The organism is Paenibacillus sp. NPDC093718 (assembly GCF_050279985.1).
Taxonomy (GTDB): Bacteria; Bacillota; Bacilli; order Paenibacillales; family Paenibacillaceae; genus Paenibacillus_AQ.
In genome coordinates, this window is the sequence record NZ_JBNNUS010000014.1 from 102,002 (window position 1) to 119,820 (window position 17,819).

14 protein-coding genes are annotated in these 17,819 nt (G+C 51.0%); 2 read left to right on the plus strand and 12 right to left on the minus strand.

Annotated features, from left to right (window positions below):
• Positions 1-45: 45 nt before the first annotated feature.
• Positions 46-1,095 (minus strand): Gfo/Idh/MocA family protein, encoded by a 1,050-nt coding sequence (locus ACQKPA_RS29800; protein ID WP_427496006.1) that lies wholly within the window; start codon positions 1,093-1,095, stop codon positions 46-48.
• Positions 1,096-1,286: 191 nt separating this feature from the next.
• Between ACQKPA_RS29800 and ACQKPA_RS29805 the strand changes: the two genes are divergently transcribed.
• Entirely contained in the window at positions 1,287-2,174 is an 888-nt protein-coding gene (locus ACQKPA_RS29805) for an AraC family transcriptional regulator (RefSeq protein WP_427496007.1), read from the plus strand.
• Positions 2,175-2,347: 173 nt separating this feature from the next.
• Here ACQKPA_RS29805 and ACQKPA_RS29810 read toward each other — a convergent pair whose 3' ends face one another.
• The 9 genes from ACQKPA_RS29810 to ACQKPA_RS29850 all read right to left on the minus strand — a co-directional run bounded on the left by ACQKPA_RS29810 (position 2,348) and on the right by ACQKPA_RS29850 (position 14,506).
• Positions 2,348-4,717: a DUF4962 domain-containing protein gene (locus tag ACQKPA_RS29810; RefSeq protein WP_427496008.1), complete on the minus strand. Its 2,370-nt coding sequence runs from the start codon at positions 4,715-4,717 to the stop codon at positions 2,348-2,350.
• Positions 4,701-6,941 carry a heparinase II/III domain-containing protein gene (locus tag ACQKPA_RS29815; protein ID WP_427496009.1) on the minus strand — a complete coding sequence of 747 codons (2,241 nt, stop codon included), beginning with the start codon at positions 6,939-6,941 and terminating at the stop codon, positions 4,701-4,703. The genes ACQKPA_RS29810 and ACQKPA_RS29815 overlap by 17 nt, the downstream gene beginning before the upstream one ends.
• A gap of 8 nt (positions 6,942-6,949) precedes the next feature.
• Positions 6,950-7,717, minus strand: a complete 768-nt coding sequence (locus ACQKPA_RS29820) for an SDR family NAD(P)-dependent oxidoreductase (protein WP_427496010.1) — start codon at positions 7,715-7,717, stop codon at positions 6,950-6,952.
• A 15-nt stretch (positions 7,718-7,732) separates the two neighbouring features.
• On the minus strand, positions 7,733-9,604 hold the full coding sequence (locus ACQKPA_RS29825) for a cache domain-containing sensor histidine kinase (protein ID WP_427496011.1): 1,872 nt from the start codon (positions 9,602-9,604) through the stop codon (positions 7,733-7,735).
• Positions 9,601-10,650: a response regulator transcription factor gene (locus tag ACQKPA_RS29830; RefSeq protein WP_427496012.1), complete on the minus strand. Its 1,050-nt coding sequence runs from the start codon at positions 10,648-10,650 to the stop codon at positions 9,601-9,603. The genes ACQKPA_RS29825 and ACQKPA_RS29830 overlap by 4 nt, the downstream gene beginning before the upstream one ends.
• 110 nt (positions 10,651-10,760) lie before the next feature.
• Positions 10,761-12,338, minus strand: coding sequence for an extracellular solute-binding protein (locus ACQKPA_RS29835; protein ID WP_427496013.1), 1,578 nt, complete (start codon positions 12,336-12,338; stop codon positions 10,761-10,763).
• Positions 12,339-12,463: 125 nt separating this feature from the next.
• Positions 12,464-13,336: a carbohydrate ABC transporter permease gene (locus ACQKPA_RS29840; protein ID WP_427496014.1), complete on the minus strand. Its 873-nt coding sequence runs from the start codon at positions 13,334-13,336 to the stop codon at positions 12,464-12,466.
• Between the two features lie 18 nt (positions 13,337-13,354).
• Positions 13,355-14,317, minus strand: coding sequence for an ABC transporter permease (locus ACQKPA_RS29845; protein WP_427496015.1), 963 nt, complete (start codon positions 14,315-14,317; stop codon positions 13,355-13,357).
• Between the two features lie 6 nt (positions 14,318-14,323).
• The gene (locus ACQKPA_RS29850) at positions 14,324-14,506 is read right to left on the minus strand and encodes a tautomerase family protein (RefSeq protein WP_113056627.1); all 183 of its coding nucleotides are present in this window, start codon (positions 14,504-14,506) and stop codon (positions 14,324-14,326) included.
• A 260-nt stretch (positions 14,507-14,766) separates the two neighbouring features.
• Between ACQKPA_RS29850 and ACQKPA_RS29855 the strand changes: the two genes are divergently transcribed.
• Positions 14,767-15,960, plus strand: a complete 1,194-nt coding sequence (locus ACQKPA_RS29855) for a glycoside hydrolase family 88 protein (RefSeq protein WP_427496016.1) — start codon at positions 14,767-14,769, stop codon at positions 15,958-15,960.
• Between the two features lie 19 nt (positions 15,961-15,979).
• Here the strand turns inward: ACQKPA_RS29855 and ACQKPA_RS29860 are convergent, their stop codons facing one another.
• Together ACQKPA_RS29860 and ACQKPA_RS29865 are read right to left on the minus strand one after the other, a co-directional pair.
• Entirely contained in the window at positions 15,980-17,065 is a 1,086-nt protein-coding gene (locus ACQKPA_RS29860) for a sensor histidine kinase (RefSeq protein ID WP_427496017.1), read from the minus strand.
• Entirely contained in the window at positions 17,062-17,754 is a 693-nt protein-coding gene (locus ACQKPA_RS29865) for a response regulator transcription factor (RefSeq protein ID WP_427496018.1), read from the minus strand. The genes ACQKPA_RS29860 and ACQKPA_RS29865 overlap by 4 nt, the downstream gene beginning before the upstream one ends.
• Between the last annotated feature and the right edge of the window lie 65 nt (positions 17,755-17,819).

A 17,819-nucleotide genomic window follows, 5' to 3' on the forward strand; every position in this document is an offset into this window, starting at 1 on the left:
CTATCATCCAGTCAAGTCTAGAGTTGTATGAAAATGCCGCCGAGACTACTCACTCGTTCCCTTCATGAACTCCGATATCATGACTTTCTGTCCCGTCTTGGCACTTTCCAAGGCAGCCAGCACCATCGCCATGCTGTAGACGTTGTCGCTGCAATCGGTCTCCGGCTTGATCCCGGCTTCGAGGGCATGAAACATATGTTCCAGGCAGCCGTGATGTCCGGTCTTCTCCATTATGGGCAGCGTCCCTTCCGTCCGTTCATATTTCCGAATGAAATTTCCTGATTGGTCCCCTTCCGCCACGAACTCCGCATAAATCTCATTATGTCCGTCCCAGATTGCCGTGCCTTTCTCTCCCGTTACGCGCCATGCGGCCTCCCAGGAGGTCTGAGCGCCTTCGGCACACCAGGAACCCCGGTAATTGAACACGGAGCCGTCCGACATTTCATAGATGCATATCGCCATCGCGTTACCGGCATACCAGGACCCCGGCGGGTTAAACTCCTGACAGTACACGGATACCGGATCGGCTCCGCTGATCATTCGAGCCTGGTCGAAGGTGTGAATGGCCATGTCGAGCAGCAATGGGCTGTCCATCTGGTCCCGAAACCCGCCGAAATGGGCGCCCAGAAAAAAATCCGCCCCTATGAAACCGGGTTTTCCAATCGCGCCGCTATCAATTAAATCCTTGAATGCCCTAATTCGAGGATCAAATCGGCGGTTTTGCATGACGGCATGCGTTCTGCCCACAGACTCGGCCAGCTTCACGATATCCAGGCATTCCGTCATCGATTCCGCTAACGGTTTTTCGCTGAATACATGGCAACCATGCTTAAGCGCTGCCGTACTAATTTCATAGTGGCTTGCGGGAATGGTCACATCAAATACGATATTCGCTTCGCTTGAAGTAAGAGCCTCCGTAATATTGGTATATATGGGACAAGAAAGCCCATGCCGATCGGCAAATGCCTTTGCAAACTTCTCTTGGATATCCACGAGGCCCACGATTTCAACTTCCTCACGCCCTTTTGCATAGTCCGCCCATGTATTCGCCATACTGCCGCATCCTGCTATCACAACTTTAAATGTCTTGGTCATGCCCGCTAACTCCCCCTGAATACGTCATATTGTTGTAAACCGCTTACAATTCTTTTTCCTAACCAGTTGTCATCATTCCGATATTGGCTTATTGTAAGTGAAGCAACTTCATTATAATGGCGGAACTCAACATTTTCTCTATACAACCTTGTGCATTACCACTCTTATTTTGCGGTTCGAGGTGAATTCGCTTGTCCAATCCAAGAGAGCTTCATGAGAATACGAGACTTGACTATAAAGCCTATCCCGTGCAGGTATTTAATAACTTCTGTTCCCATGCCAAAATGAAAGACTGTATCCTGTATCTCCACTGGCATGAGCACTTTGAGATCATTAGCATGCGCCAAGGACACGCGGTATTCCATATTGATACAACTCCGTATGACGTAAAGGCTGGGGAAGTCATTATCATCCCCGGCGGCAGCCTGCACGTGGGATATGCCCTTGAAGAGGGCGACGTACGATTTGATTGTGTGGTGGTGAATGCATCCCTCTTTAACGATTTCCTCCATGATCCGATTCATGCGCGTTATGTCGCTCCCTATATGGAAGGCCGGCTCCGTTTCCCAGTCAAGCCCGCCGAGAGCCACCCAGCTGGCGCAGACTGCTATCCGCTGCTGGATGAAGTCATTGAAGAGCTTGTTGCCCGCCGTCCGGCCTATGAGCTTATTGCCAAGTCCAAGCTGTACACGCTGTTCGTTCTGCTGGCACGCACATTCATGCCCACAACGTTCACGGAGAAGTCGGCCGAGCCGTATTTTGCGAATCGGGATCGTTATAAAACACTCATTCAGCACATCGAGAGCAACATCGGTGAGAAATTGTCGGTAGAGACCGCCGCTGCAGAGGTCGGTTTGAATCCGTTTCATTTTTGCAAAATGTTCAAGCGTTTAACGGGGCGCACGTTCGTGGATTACGTCAACCTGACCCGGATGAATGAAGCGGAGAAGCTGCTTCGTGAACGGTCGTTGACCATCACGGAGATTGCCGGCATCGTCGGCTGCAGCAACCCGAATTATTTTACCAAGCTGTACAAACAGTACAAGGGCATGACACCTTCTCAGGCTAGACTGTTATAGACCCAGATTTCAGAATCAACCCTTTGCGAACTATATCCCGGCCATGATCTCTACTAGAACGGTAGCTGTATCCATGAGCATTGTGAATAGGCATAAAAAAGACTCAACATCCAGCTGCTTTCGCTGAAGTTGAGTCTCCTTTGAATTCTGAATCGAATCAGCACCTCTAAGATTTAATATGCCTTAGGCACTTCAACCTTTCTTGTGTTCCCGTCTTCATTCGTGAAATAGATATGAACCCCATGGTCCTGATCATCCAGGAAATACGAGACGTATTTACTCTCATTGGCCCTCATAGGAACCAGGAGCGTCGCGATGCGATGGCTTGTGGCTGATTTCGTCTCAGCATGAAGATGCCACTGATTATCCAGCCCATCGATTTCTTCGGGATCGACGTCAGTGAACTGATTATGCTGATTCAGCGACAAGTCGCCGGATGAACTGTACACGAATCGCCCTTCCATTTCCGCTTTGCTGCCCAACACCCGAAACGTCTGCCCCGACAGCTTCATCCGGTTCAGGGTATGAAACAGCCACTCGATGCTGGCTGGCTTGGCAAGATCCACCGTATCCACAATGACAAAATAAGATTCGTCAAAAAAATAGATCTCGCGCACATACCGCTCAAGATAAGGAACATACTCCAGGTAGGCCCGGGTAGCGTTCATACGGGTGTACCCATAACCCGGTGACGCGTCGACTTGCTCGACCTTCCCGCTGGCCTCGATGCAGAGCACCTTATCTTTTCCGGCATACTGACCATGGCCATCGATGAGAATATTGTTCGTGGAACGCGTCTGCCTGCGCCAATTCATATGCATCGTGCTTCCAAAAGCGATGTAATATCCACTCTCAATAGCGAGTGGTTCGCCATACGCGTGCAGCAGGAATCCGTTCTGGTCACCGTGACTGTGGCTCATGGAGCCGTAACGGCTGCTCTTTGCAAGCAGCATGATATGTTCATCGGGATCATCCATGCGGTGATGCATCGCCACCCAGTCAATATCGCGGAACCATTTGACGGATTGGATGGTCCCCTCCTTAGGTTCCGAGACGTTATCCAAAGAAAACGGAACGGTAACAGAAGGAGAAACAGCCTCCACCTGAGGATAATCGTGCCGGTACAGCATATCGTCGAAGCGGAAATCCCACCAGCCATAATTGTAAAACTTGGAGTCGGCGTCCGTATCCGCCTTGGCTACTTGTTCATAATACCACTGGTATAATCCATTCCCTGTAATGCCTGCAAACTGGCGAATATTGAAAGCCGTCTTCAGACTGACGGGTTCGCCGAGATAGGACTGGTCCCCGAAGCTGGCCCGAATCGTATCCGGACTGCTGCAATAGAGCGGGAAATCGCCCGTGCGCCCAAAGAACGGCCGTTTATAGAAATCGATGGCTACGTAGTTGCGAATGAGATTGAGCGCATCGATCACAAATGCCATACCCGTTGTCCAATAGAGCGGCCCCTCGGCCCAGCCCCCATCTTCTCCGCCCCAAGGCGAATAGAGGCAGGCGTAGTATTCCAGCGTGTAATCCAGCCAGGTCTGTGCTTCAGCCTCTTCATGAAGCATGGCTATACAGGCCGGAACAAGAACGGAGGACAACGAACGAACAGCATGGCTGTCATATGGGACATGATGGATTTTCGAGCGCTCGATCACATGGAAGGCCACCTGCTCTGTACGTCGCAGAAGAGCTCCCCTGACGAGATCAATCTCCTCTGCGGTGAGGTAATCGTGGAGCCAGTCGTATCCCCACGCGAGTGCGCCAACGATCCGAAACGCGGCTTCATCGTTGTAATCTCGGGATGTTGTTCCCTCCGTGTCCCAACGGGCCGCGTGGAGCAGCCACGTTTTCGCTTTCGCTATCAAAGTATCATCCTGCAATATAACTCCTGCCACGCTTAAATGCCGGATGGCATAGAGCGTTTCTTGGCAATCCATGTACATTTGTCTCCACAGCTTCGCGACGCGCTTGTTGCCCGGATAACGCTCCGGTTCCGGGATTAACGGCTTATCCAGCCACGGAATGACCGATTTCTCATAAAAAGCGCGCCAACCGCAGTAATTTTCATCCTTTCGGAGACCTTCCCGGAACGCCTCAATCCCCTTTTCGTCCAGCCATAACCGCGGATGACCGGTATGCGTGCGTTCGTATCGCTCCCCTCTGCCAGGCAGGGGAGTTTCGGGCAGCCCCTCCGGGACATGAAACATTCGGGATTGGCTCCAAGAAGATCGGTTATGGTCCAAATCTGCCGTATCCTCCACTTGCTCCCCGTTCAGCAAGGCATAGCGCCAATAATAAGTACCCGGCTCCAGCGGATGCTCCGGAGTGTATAAGTTATAGGGAATCGGCGAAATCGTCGTTGTCGCTTCCGTTTCATACGAGGGTGAGGTCGAAATCTGCAGCATATAACGGTCGTTCTCCAGTTGTCCCGGCATCCAGGTGAAACGGGGAGGATTCTCAAGCAGCTTACTCTCTTCATCCGGTTGATATGGCACGGACAACAATCCGCTTTTCGGTTCAAACAAGGTTTTCATCGAGTACCCTCTCCTTCAACCCGTTGTTGGTCATCGTGAAGCTTCTCGCGGTCCTTCCATCGGACAGGCTGAGCCAAACCCCATCTCCCGACCGATTCCATTCCAATGTCAGCGGCTCAGTACCGGTACGGTATACGGCAATGAAGCGGGCTTTCGAATCTAATCGGTGAAGCCGGATTCCTTCCATAAAGCGGCTGGGATTGTCAGCAAGCCCAGGTGACTCCACCTGTGAGCATTCCATACCCTCGAAGGCGATAAATGAGATTACCGCCAGCGGCCCGGACGCATTGGCGATGTGGAGATTGAATTGCAAGCCATCCTTGGACAAGACATGGGCGCACCTCTCTTTTACATATGCGTATCCATCCTCGTTTCCAAGATCCGTTATAACGTGACCCTGATCAGCATTTGGAAGTCCGCTCAGCTGTCCCATGCCAACGTAATGGAACCACCAATCCAGGGCTGCCGGTTCATCCAATTCCACTTCAAACCAATCCAGCAGCCAATCTTCCGTCAATATCAAATGCCGGTCAAGAATGGCTTGATCGTAGGCCTCATCAGCCCGAACCCAAATATAGGAACGGTTTGAAGCGGATTCATACCGCATGCATTTGCCTTCTGCCGGATTCTGGGAACGGCCTCCTACCGAGACGGTATTGTGGCAGGTTGTATGGGGATACCACTCCTTCTTCAGGATCGAACCGTACGGTACGGTTCCATGGTCTGGCGAAAGAGGCTGGTTCCCGACATGAATCATCAAATTCAGTTTATCGAAGTGACCATGTGATCCTCCATGAGGACCAAAATCGACTAACGCCTGAAGCCCATTTGAATGGTACGACTTTAACAGGGCGAACCCGCTGTGAGGAAGAAAGACGGAAGGTGTAGACAGATCGGGCAAGTCGTTCTCGTTTCTTCCTTCGATACCCCATACTTCATTACCATGTTCATAACCTGCTTGTTTTACATGTTCTGTATCGCCTGCTGCCTGGGCTTCTCGTGTAACTCGGACTTCGATGATGTCCCCTACTTCCCATACTCCTCCGGCTGTCTCCTTATGAGAACCCTTCGCCTCAGAAGCAGCCATTCCGTATTTCCCATCCCAATGGCCCATTCCGTATAACAGAGCTTCCAGCATGCCAATCCGGCCGGCTTCTCCATTCAGTTGACGATATACATTGTCTAGCAATCGCTGATAGCTCTTGTCCCCATATACGGATAAACCGATTTCCGCAATTTCGGCAATTTCTCGCGCATATGGAGCCCTGCAATAAGGACCGTCGTGAAGTGCAGGCAGAAATCCGTTTTGGTCTGACAATCGAACCAGTACCGCCAGCATTCCCTGCATGGATTGGCCTTGCTCTCCTCTCAGGGAAAAAAGCTCTTCACCAACTCTGGCCCCCATTTCCGCAGCAATCAGGTAAGCACGAAGTACAAATACGTGGTAATAAATGCTGCCTTCAAATTCAAGCTGATCCGGCCTGATGGCAATGCTGAGATGATGCCGCAGGCCGCCTTCCTTCTCGACCAGCTGCTGCAGCTTCTCCTTTTCCCCTTGTACCGCATAGATACTGAACAGCGCGGCAATCAGCCAGGCGGTATAGTTGTTCTCGGGATTTCCGCGCTCCCGGGTCAAAATCTGATGATACTCCGTCATGCTGCTCTCCAACAAATACAGGAATTGATTAATCTTCCGGCGGTCAGCCTCGTCGAACGACACTTGCGCATCCTCCAGCAGCAGGTAGCCGCGAAGCAATGTCGTTGCCCAAATGGCCTCGGTCAAAGCCTGATGGAATGCGCGACCTTTCAGCATCCAGGGCTGGGCATCGGGATGTACCGGGTATAGCGGAAATTGCTCCGCATAGCGAACGATCAGCCTTTTTCCAAGATCGGCGTAAATCTTCTCCCCCGTGCCCGCATAGACGGCGGCAGATTGCAGAGCATATCGGGCCATAGCCTGATGCTTGAATACCAGCCATGCTCCCCGATACGGTTCTCCTTCCCATTCGCAGCCATGCGGACAACGAAAGCTGCTGCAGTCAGCTTCCAGCGGATCAAACACCAGTTCCGTATGATGTTCGGGACACACGTATTGGTGCCACCAGCCGCCCGGCTCGATAGGAACATCCAGCCGCCGGTCGATCACTTGATCAAGCTCGGCCTTCAGGATATCGATTGTGCGTTCGCTCCAAGGATAGAATTTCGACTTCGCGTTGACCTTCATCCAATCCCTCATCGCATGAACATACCGCCGTTAATTTCGATCGTCTCCCCCGTTAGATAAGAAGACAGCTCCGAGACGAGAAACAGAACGGAACCAGCGACATCGTCCGGGGTGCCCTCACGGCCGAGCGGAATGCCCTTGATCGTTGCTTTTCGCGCGTCATCCGGGGTAAAGGTGGCGTGAAACGCCGTTTGCCCGATAAAGCCGGGGGATACGGCGTTCACGTTAATGCCGCTTGCAGCGAGCTCCTTCGCCAGCCCCTTGGTAAAGCTCAGGACGGCAGCTTTACTGGCTGCATAAATGCTTGCGCCGGGTCCGCCGCCGTTATGTGCCGCTACGGAGGTCATATTGACAATGCGACCTTGACCTGCGGCTTTCATACCCGGAATGACGGCTTTGCTCACGAATACCGTGCTTTTCATATTTACATCCATAACCTTGTTGTATAACTCCTCGGTCATTTCCGCATTCGCCAGACGCTCAACCAAATGCCCTGCATTATTAACGAGAATCGTAACCGGGCCGCCGAATGCCTTCTCTACTTCAGCAACGAGTGCCTCTGCCTGCTCCACATGCGTGACGTCTGCTTGAAATGCATAAGCCTCCCCGCCTAAATTTCGAATCTCCGCTACGGCTTCTTCGGCGGCTTCCTTGCTGTTCAGATAGTTCAGGGCAACCCTGGCCCCGCTTCTTGCCAGCCTCAATGCTACCGTACGACCGATCCCTCCACTCGAACCTGTGACTAAAGCAATGTTACCCGATAAGTTAATATGCATGTTGATCCCTCCTGATTAGGTTTGCAGCTGTTTCAGTCTGCTATCTTGTTCACGCACTCTTTCCATTCGCGGCATCGTCATGACGATGCTTGTGCCTTGATCCGGCGAACTATGAACCGTTATCCCGTACTCTTCGCCGTAAACCATCTGAATTCGCCGATGGACATTCACGATGCCGATTCCGCCCCTGCGCCGGACATGTATCCCGTCGTCATCATCGACCAGGCGGTTTTCCTCGAGCCTCTTGCGCAGTCTATGAAGCTTATGGTCCGCTATGCCTGCCCCGTTGTCCTCAACGATAACCAGCAAGTTATCCTGTTCTATTCTCGTGTCGATCCGAATGTAATGCCAAACTTCGATCCCGTCCGGAAAAGCATGCTGAAAAATATTCTCGACAATCGGCTGTAAGGAGAGCCTGACCATCTTCTCCAATAGGAGCTCGGGCGGCGTCGCCACCTCAATCTCGAAATCGCGCCCGATCCGATGCTTTAAGATCATCATGTAATGCCGCACATGGTTCAGCTCGTTGGCAATGGTGATTTCCTCCAGGTTGGTCTGAATGGAATATCGAAGCATGAAAGCCATGGCCTCCACCATGTCCGAGATCTCGTCGGAATCCTGAACAATCGCGTAACAATTGATCGTTTCCAGCGTGTTGTACAGAAAATGCGGATTGATCTGTAATTGGAGCGCCTGGAACTCTGCCCGCTGGCGCTCCAGCTGGATGTCCTGCAGCTCCAGCTGCGTTTTCTGATTGTGGAGCTCCGTGTCGTATACCTGCTCGATCATATCGGACAAGCGGCTGACCATGAGATTATAGCTGTGGATCAATCCGCCGATCTCGTCCTCCCGCGGCTTCACATCGGTGATATGCGTCCAGTTTCCCTTCTCCGTCTGCCTCATCCCGTTCTTCAGATTGCGGATCGGGTTCACAATCGATTTGCCGAATCTATAGGCGAGAATCAGCGCAATGATCAGCGTAACGAATCCTACAATAATGGTGGTGGACCGAATCCCCGAAATCGGTGCCCGAAGCTCATCCAGCGGCATCATAATGACGAGGCTCCAGCCCGAATACTCGGACTGGCGCGAGATGATCATCGCCTTCTCGCCTAACACCGGTTCAATGAAGCGATGATCGCCTTTGGCGATAATACGCTCCGGCAGGTCGGTCGAAGTAATTCCGTCCATATCCACATGCTCAGGGGCATAGACGACTTCACCTTCGCGATCCAGGATGAAGAAGAAGCCCTGCTCCCCGAGATCGACGCCGTTCCATAAACCCGACAGCTGATCTTCATTGAACTCAACCGCAAGCACGCCTTTCACGTCGTACGAATTCATTCCCCGGATTTTGCGGGCAACCGTAATAACGTTGTCCCGATCCTGCTCCAGCAGGCTGGTCTTCAGAATAACGATCTCCCCGTTCCCCGGCGTCTTCTCCCTCAGTTCACGAAGACGGTCCGACGGATCGATCGACATGGCGGAGAAATTCTGATTCTGATCAAAAATCGACCGGCCATGAAACCCCAGTATGTACATCATATGGGTCTGGGTAGGGTATTGAATGAAGATCTTCTGAAAGACATCCTTTCGGATGAGATTGCTGAACCGGTAATGCTCATAGCTGTCGCTCGGGTCCATATCCAAAAAACGCTTCACCGAATCCTGGAGCAAAATCGTATTGCTGATTCGCTCGAACATCTTCAGCTGATTATCCGTTTGCCTTGCGGCGTTCGTGATGACGGTGGTCATATACTTCTCGACCTGCTCGTCAATCGCTTCGGATGATTTCATATAGAAGAATACGCCGACCGTGGTAAGCGAGAACATTACGACGATGAAGAAGTACAGGAAGATTTGACGGGACAGGCTCTTCCGCATCATTCGATCCCCAGCATCTCCCGATATTCGGAAGGAGTATAGCCGGTAACCTTCTTAAAGGTTTTGGTAAAATGGGGATGATCCGCATACCCCACTTCGAACGAAATATCCGTTATTTTATAATGCGGAATGGCAAGGAGCTTCTTCGCCTTTTCCATTCGTTTCTTAATTCGATAATGGACAAAGGTCTCGTCCGTCATCTGTTTAAACAGCTGGCTGAAATACGACGGGTTGAGTCCGAGCATATCGGCAACCTCATCCAGTGAGAGATCGCGGGATAAGTTGCGCTCAATATAGGCTTTCGCTTCCTCTACAGGCTCCTTGGCATTTCCTTTCCTCTTGTCGCGTATGAGCTTTACCGTCTGATCCACGGCATGGCGGAATCTCTCGAAATAATGATGGTTCCCTCCGGGTGCAGTCCCCGAGATACCTGTCATACGCTCGAACGAATACACATCCCGGCCGTTTAACTGCTTGATCAGTTTCGCGTACAGCTCATCCAGCAGCTCCTTTAGCTGAATCGATTCGAGCCTGCGCTCACTGCAATAATCCTCGATTTCTTGCAGCTTGTTCTGGATATCGTTCATTTGCAAATGCCATACGGCGAGCTCGAGCTGCTCCAGCCAATCCTCCAGCTTGGAGAGCGGAAAATAGGACCGCTGCTTCTCCTGCATGGACTTTCGATCCGCCATCAATTTATTCATGGTGTTATGTACCACCGATTTGGTCACGGGCTTGAGCAGATATTCCTTAACCCCATAGGACATGCATTTCTGGGCATATTCGAAATCGCCGTAACCGGAGATGACAACGACCGTAATATCGCCGTATGTTTCATATAGCTGCTTGCTTAGCTCCAGGCCGTCCATCTTGGGCATTTTGATATCCGTAAAAATGAAGTCCGGTCGTATCGTCTGGATCGCTTCCAATGCTTCCATGCCGTTGCCGGCCGTTGCCGCTTGAATCATGGCCGGATCCGTCTGCGTGATCAGTTTCGCCAAGCCCATCCTTATCATAGGTTCATCATCAACGACCAGAATGCGGTACATCACCCATTCCCCTTTCAAGACAGCGAGAGTAGTTTAGCTTTAGCAAGATACTCCTCTGCTTAGGCAAGCAGAGGAGTCATTCTTCAACACTATACTAAAACATGCTCCGCTTATTCGAAAGCGTTTTCTTTTTCGTTATATCGTTTCGTAGCTTCCTCAATAATCTCGCTGCCGCCTTTAGACAGATATTCCTCGAGCACCTTGCCGTAGTTATCGATAGGCTCCCTGCCATATACCATGCGGAGGACATGCTCCAGAATCAGCGGCGGCAGTTCATCCGATTTCGGATTCAGCTCCGGATATTTCACCATCGCCTCCAGTCGCGGATCGAATTCAATGCCGCGGCGGCCTTCTTTCGTAAGCATGTTATCAAAAGCATCAATCAGCTCTTTGCCGGAATCGGACAACTCGGATACGCGTTTGTTGTAGGTCGTGTCCTGCACCAGCCACAGCCAGTAGTTCAAATAACGCATTTTATCCGCACCTGCCGTGTCCGTTGGAACCTCGAAGACCGGCTTGCCGTCGGTTACCTGATAATCCTCGCCCTCAATGCCGAAGCTGAAGAACAATTCCGCATCTTCACTGACCATCCAGTTGAAGAACTTCACGATATCCTCGGCTTTATCCTTCGCCTTCGCGTTGATGAAGAAGGAACGCGTGACCGGATTGTAATGGGCATATCCCCCTTTACCGTCAGGTCCTACAGGCGAAGGAATCAGCGCTACTGTCGCGTCCGGCACATTCTCCTTCAGCTGGGTGCCCCAGATCGGAAGCTCATTGGCGTTCATGGACCACATGCCCGCTTTGCCGCTCGTGACGATGGATTTGAAATCCGCGCTTTCAATGGTCGCGAACTCCTTGCTGATCAATCCTTCCTCGTGCATCGTCTTATAGATCTGAATCGCTTGCTTCATATTTTCTTCATCAAAGAAGGTTGGCTTTACCTTCCCGTCCGGGAACACCTTGAATTGGTTCAGGTAACCCAGCACGTCATAGGCACCGAAGAAGGTATCCGCATATTTGAAATTCTGACGTCCGGCATAAGGCTGCTCTACCCCGGCTTCCTTGAACGCGCGCAGAACATCCATCGTCTCTTCCACCGTTGTCGGGATCTCCTTGCCTACCTTCTCCAGCAGGTCGGTCCGAATCCATGTGGCCCGTCTGGACGGATTGGACAAGATTTCGGGAATTCCGTAGATATTGCCTGTCTTGGAATCCGTCATCCGCTTCCAGGCTTCCTCGGGGATGAACTTGAGCAGCTCCTGCCCATGCTCCTCCAGGAGGTCGTTCAGCGGGAGAAAGACTCCGTTCTCCACGGCACCCGCCAGCTCGGGGCCGCTGATTCCGCCAGTGCCCTGCACCACATCCGGTATGTCGTTCGTCGCGAACATTTGCACCATTTTATCCTGATATTCGTTATGTGGTATCAGGCGGATATCCAGGTCCGTATTCGTCATTTTCTCTAGCTCCAGCACGTACTTATCCTTGTTGATATCCGGATTCTTCTCAACGTAGGATACGTTAAGCGTCCGCATCGAAATGGAAAATTTCGTGGCCCCCGCTTCATTCCCGCCTTGCCCGTCGCCGCCGGCATTGGCTCCTCCGCCTCCGCCATTGTTACCCGAACAGCCAACGAGCATGGCCAGTACGAGACCTGACGTAAGCGCACGTGTCCAGCTTTTTCTCATGAATACCCCTCTTTTCAAGCTAATATAGTCGCTTATAATAACGCTTTCAAACTTAATATCAGTATAGAGAGCCGTCTGGGAGGGAACAAGGAATGTCTTTGGCTCGGTTTGTCGTTTTTTTAGGGTTATTCTTTGATCGAACCAATCATCATCCCATGAATGAAGAAGCGCTGCAGAAACGGGTACAAGAGAATGATGGGCAGCGTGGCTACCAGAATAACCGCCATCTGAATGCCCTGCACGGACTGGGAGCTTGCTTCGAATGCCATGTTGCCCGTATCGGTCATGCCCTCATTCACCAGAAGCTCCCTCAATTTGACCTGGAGCGGATATTTGGCCCGATCATTGATATAGTAGAGGGCGTCCATGTATTTATTCCAATTGGTAACGGAGTAGAATATCCCTACCGTCGCCAGCGCCGGTTTCGATAACGGAAGCACGATGCTCCACAGGGTACGGACCTCGCTGCATCCGTCGATTCGGGACGAATCGATCAGTTCGCTCGGAATTTGGGTGAAGAAGGTTCGAAGCACAAACAGGTTGAATGCGCTGATCGCCGATGGCAGCATCAAGGACCACAGCGTGTTGACGAGATTCAGCTCGCGCATCAGAATGAATTGCGGAATCAGCGGTGCCGTGAATATCATGGTCATCAGGATGATAATCATGATGGTTTTTCTGCCGACGTATTCGGGCCTGGAGAGCGGGTACGCCAGCGAAGCGGTTGCCGCCAGATTGATGAAGGTTCCGAATATCGTAATATAGACGCTGATCCCGAATGCCCTCCAGATGGAAACATCGTTGAATACATGCTTGTAGTATGCAAAGGTAAATTCCACCGGCCAGAACATCACTTCTCCGCGATCGATAGCGCCCGGGCTGCTGAACGACTGGGCAATGACATTGAGAAAAGGGAGCAGCATGGTGAGTGCAAGAAAGGTAAGGATGATATAGTTCAATACAAGAAACATTTTTCTGCCTGCACTGTCATATTTCACGTTGGTGGTCACTCCCCTCTAATACAGCGACTCGCCGGTCGCTTTCTTGCTGATGGTGTTTGCAATGGAAATCAGGAACAAGCCGACAACGGACTTGAATACCCCGATGGCGGTGGCATAACTGTACTGAAGCTGCTGCAAACCGGCTTTGTAAATGTACGTGTCCAAAATTTCGCTGGACTGAATGTTGAGCGGATTCTGAAACACGAATACGCGTTCAAACCCGTAATCCATGAAATCCCCGATCTTGAGCAGGAACAGGATCGTTATCACCGGAAGCAGCGCAGGCAGGGTAATGCTGAGGGTCTGGCGCCATCTCCCCGCTCCGTCGATTTCGGAAGCTTCGTAGAGATCCGGATTGATGCCTGCGAGCGCCGCCAGATAGATGATGGTTCCCCATCCGACATCTCTCCATAATCCGGAGCCCACCAATACCGTTCGAATGTAGGAATCTTCGCCAAGGAAATAGATCGGCTCTATGCCGAACCAGCCGAGTATCACGTTCACAATCCCCGATGACGGGGACAGGATACCCACAAAGATACCGCTTACAATGACCCATGACAGAAAATGCGGCGCATAGAATATCGTCTGGACTATTTTCTTGTAAACGACCTGACGAACCTCATTGATCAATAAAGCCAGAACAATGGGGGCCGTAAAAGCAAACAGAATGTCATATGTACCCAGCAAAAGCGTATTACGCAGAATTTTCAAAAAATCATAGTGCTGGAACATGCGTTGAAAGTGCTCCAGGCCCACCCAGGGACTTCCCGTCACGCCCGCAAACAGATTATAGTTCTGAAATGCGATCACGGAGCCCATTAACGGAACATATTTGAATAATCCGAAGAACAGCAGTCCCGGCAGCGATATGAAGTACAGCGCCCTGTATTTCCACATGAAGCCAAGTAATCTTCTCCGTTTATCGAGCTTTCCCTCCAGATTCGGGTTTACCGCTGCTTTGCTTGACTCGGCCATCTGTCATCACCTCTTGTTTCTCAAATGGGCCGGTGCGTTGTCATCAATCGGAATTTCATCAAACTGAATGCTGATAAATTCAGGCTCACGATCAATGATCCGGGACAACTCCCTGGTAAAAACATTAACTATTTCGTTCTTCTGCTCATCCGTGCGTCCTTCATACATTTTGATCGTAATTTGCGGCATCGGCTGATCGCCTCCTTAGGAAGTGGGTGTGATGAATATCCTTATCCTATAAGTTTTCATGACCGGGCAGCAATGGAAGAAGATCGGTTCCTTTGTGTTTTTTTTAGGTGGATCGGCGGCTTGTGTTTTTTTAAGATTCGCTTGTTATTTCAATAGTTCTTAAGCGGTATATGTAGAATTTGGCAGCGTTCTATGGAACAATGGATCAAAGCAGTTGCGATAATTAGCCAAACGATGACATCAGTTATGGGAGGTTAGCGATGAACGGACAAGTGAAGGAAGAGGTAACGACCTATGCGCCGTTATGGGGGAAACTCGAAAAGAAAGTAACGCGTATGACGAGTCAGCTCCAAGGCAAAGTTCCTCATGCAACAACGAACGGAGTCTATGATTCCACCCGGATCGACTGGTGGACCTCCGGTTTTTGGCCGGGAATGCTATGGATCATGTATGATATGACCAAGGAGCCGCAGTATAAGGACTGGGCTTGGGAATGGGATACTCGACTTGAACAAGCCCTTATCGGGGACAGTAATTTTCATCACGATGTCGGCTTTCAATTTCTGCCGACTGCTGTCATCAAATATAAATTGACCGGCGATCCGGATGCCAGGCGGAGAGGATTATTGGCGGCTACCCTGCTGGCAGGGAGATATAACCCGGTCGGGAGATTCATACGTGCTTGGAATCAAGTGAAACCAACCTCATGGAATCACGGGAATGAAGGCTGGTCCATTATCGACTCCACCATGAACCTCTCCCTCCTATTCTGGGCTTCCGAGGAGAGTGGTGACCCGAGATTCGCTCATATCGCCAAAGAGCAAGCCAATACAGTTGCCGAGTTTTTCATAAGACCGGACGGCTCCGTTCGGCACATCTGCCGATTTGACCCGTTAACGGGAGAATTTATCGAAGCGCTGGGAGGACAAGGCTATGGTCCGGAATCTGCGTGGAGCCGGGGAGCGGCCTGGGCATTGCACGGGATGGCGAACACCTATCGCTATACTCGGGATATTCAGTATCTTGAAGCGGCCAAGCGGGTTGCCCATTTCTTCATAGCCTCTCTTGAGGAGGATTCCATACCCCGCTGGGATTTCCGTGCGGAGCGCAAGGAGTTAGAACCATCCGATCGTGATGAGACGGAATCATCTCTGATAACTACCGAGCCCCGGGATACGTCAGCAGCATCCTGCGCCGCATCCGGGCTGCTTGAAATCGCGGACCTGGTGCCTTTAACCGAAAGCGCTCTGTACTGCGAAAGTGCCTTGCGTATCATCGACTCCCTGACGGCCCATTACGCCGAATGGAATGACCACGCATATGAAGGCATACTTAAGGAAGCCACGGGACATCTGCCTGCCGGACAAAATATAAACGTCTCGCTGATCTATGGGGATTACTATTATGTTGAGACTGCTGCCAAGTTAATGGGATGGAAAAACCGGATCTTCTGATCCGGTTTTTTGGTCGTGTTTATTTATTCTTTTTCGGAATCCGAATATAAAAGCAGCTGCCGCCTGCAAACTCATCTCCGCTTTCGGCCCACACTTGACCGCCATGAGCGGAAACCAGCTGCTTGACGATGGCCAGTCCCATTCCGCTTCCGCCGCTTAAACGATTCCTCGACTTATCGCCCCGGTATAGCCTTTCGAATATAAACGGCAGATCGTACGAAGAGATGCCCTGTCCCGAATCCCGAATCCGAATCAGGGCGTCGGCCCCTTCGTCCACGAGCTCGGCTTGCACCGTTCCGCCAGCTGGCGTGTAGTGTAAGGCATTACTTAACATATTGATTAGAACCTGAAGCATTCGGTCGGCATCCACATCGGCTAGGATCGGTGAACCGATGACATATTGCAGGCCCACCTTTTTTTCATGATACATTGCTGCCGCCAAGGTGATGGCCCTCTCCATGATGTGACCAAGCTCCTGCTTGGATCGGGATAGTTGAAACTCCGGCGATTCCATATCGTGCAAATCCTCGAGCTCCGTGACGAGCTGAATCAATCGATCAATCTCTTCCAGGCACGTTTGAAACCGTTCTGCAGTCGGCTCCCATATGCCATCCTCTAGTGCACGGGTGTGACTCTTTAATGTGGTTAACGGCGTTCGCAGTTCATGTGCGATATCTTGGGTCATATTCCTGCGAAGCAGCTCCTGCTTCTGTAACTGCACAGCCAGCTCGTTCAGCGAAGAACCGAGTCCCGCGATTTCATCGTACCCTTTGGTTGTCACACGGATGTCCCAATTCCCACGCGTCATCATTTCAGCCGCTCGCTTCATCTGGACGAGGGGAGCCGATATTCTCTTTGCAACATATATGCCTATTACGGAAGCAATCGCAATTGATAGGAGACATGTCAAAATGATGGATTGCATCTGCGCCTGCTCCAAATGATAATTCAGCTCAGCCATTCCATCATGCAAGGATGATTGCTGCTGGAACATAGCGATGTGATAATGGTTGGTTACAATATTAATCACGGTAAACATGATCAATATCCCTGCCGTGATACTGATAATGATAACGGCAAGCCTCAGGTCCAGCCGATGCTTCAAGCCCTATCACCTCCAAAGCGGTATCCGAATCCGTAAACGGTGACAATATATTTGGGCTGCCTAGGGTCGGATTCAATCTTTTGCCTCAGATTCTTGATATGCTGATCAATAATTCGGATGTCGCCGATAAAGTCATAGCCTAACACTCGATCGACCAGTTCTTCGCGCGAGAAATTGCGCTGGGGGTACTTGGCCAACAGAAGCAGCAGTTTGTATTCGCTTGGCGTCAAATTTACGACCTGTCCATGGCAGGTAACTTCGTGTTTCATCGAATGAATGGCCAGCGCGCCTTGGTGATATACAATAACGTCAGCCAGCAGTTTGCTGTCATCTCCCCGTCTCAAGACGGCCTTGACTCTTGCCACAACTTCCCGAGGGTCGAACGGCTTCACGATATAATCATCGGCTCCGATGGCAAACCCGTCAATCCGGCTGCTCTGGGCCACCTTAGCCGTTAACATGATAATGGGTACCGAGCTGAACGTTCGAATCTCCTGACATATCCGCTCGCCATCCATATCCGGGAGCATGAGGTCCAATATGACAAGATCAACGGATTGCTCTCGCAGAAAATCGAACGCTTCGGCACCGTTGGCCGCTTCCAGCGTCAGATAATGTTCTTTGTTCAGATAAGATACAAGAACTTCTCGAATATTCGGTTCATCATCCACGATTAATATGGTCTTCATTCTGGTTTTTTCTCCTTATTGAAGTCCTTCATCAGTACAAGTCAACTTTAACATAAGACCCTATT

Coding starts and splice junctions, on each gene's coding strand:
- ACQKPA_RS29815 (WP_427496009.1), bottom strand. CDS start 6,941: ATGAAGGTCAACGCGAAGTCGAAATTCTATCCTTGGAGCGAACGCACA.
- ACQKPA_RS29825 (WP_427496011.1), bottom strand. CDS start 9,604: ATGATGCGGAAGAGCCTGTCCCGTCAAATCTTCCTGTACTTCTTCATC.
- ACQKPA_RS29845 (WP_427496015.1), bottom strand. CDS start 14,317: ATGGCCGAGTCAAGCAAAGCAGCGGTAAACCCGAATCTGGAGGGAAAG.
- ACQKPA_RS29835 (WP_427496013.1), bottom strand. CDS start 12,338: ATGAGAAAAAGCTGGACACGTGCGCTTACGTCAGGTCTCGTACTGGCC.
- ACQKPA_RS29850 (WP_113056627.1), bottom strand. CDS start 14,506: ATGCCGCAAATTACGATCAAAATGTATGAAGGACGCACGGATGAGCAG.
- ACQKPA_RS29810 (WP_427496008.1), bottom strand. CDS start 4,717: ATGAAAACCTTGTTTGAACCGAAAAGCGGATTGTTGTCCGTGCCATAT.
- ACQKPA_RS29830 (WP_427496012.1), bottom strand. CDS start 10,650: ATGTACCGCATTCTGGTCGTTGATGATGAACCTATGATAAGGATGGGC.
- ACQKPA_RS29865 (WP_427496018.1), bottom strand. CDS start 17,754: ATGAAGACCATATTAATCGTGGATGATGAACCGAATATTCGAGAAGTT.
- ACQKPA_RS29800 (WP_427496006.1), bottom strand. CDS start 1,095: ATGACCAAGACATTTAAAGTTGTGATAGCAGGATGCGGCAGTATGGCG.
- ACQKPA_RS29855 (WP_427496016.1), top strand. CDS start 14,767: ATGAACGGACAAGTGAAGGAAGAGGTAACGACCTATGCGCCGTTATGG.
- ACQKPA_RS29820 (WP_427496010.1), bottom strand. CDS start 7,717: ATGCATATTAACTTATCGGGTAACATTGCTTTAGTCACAGGTTCGAGT.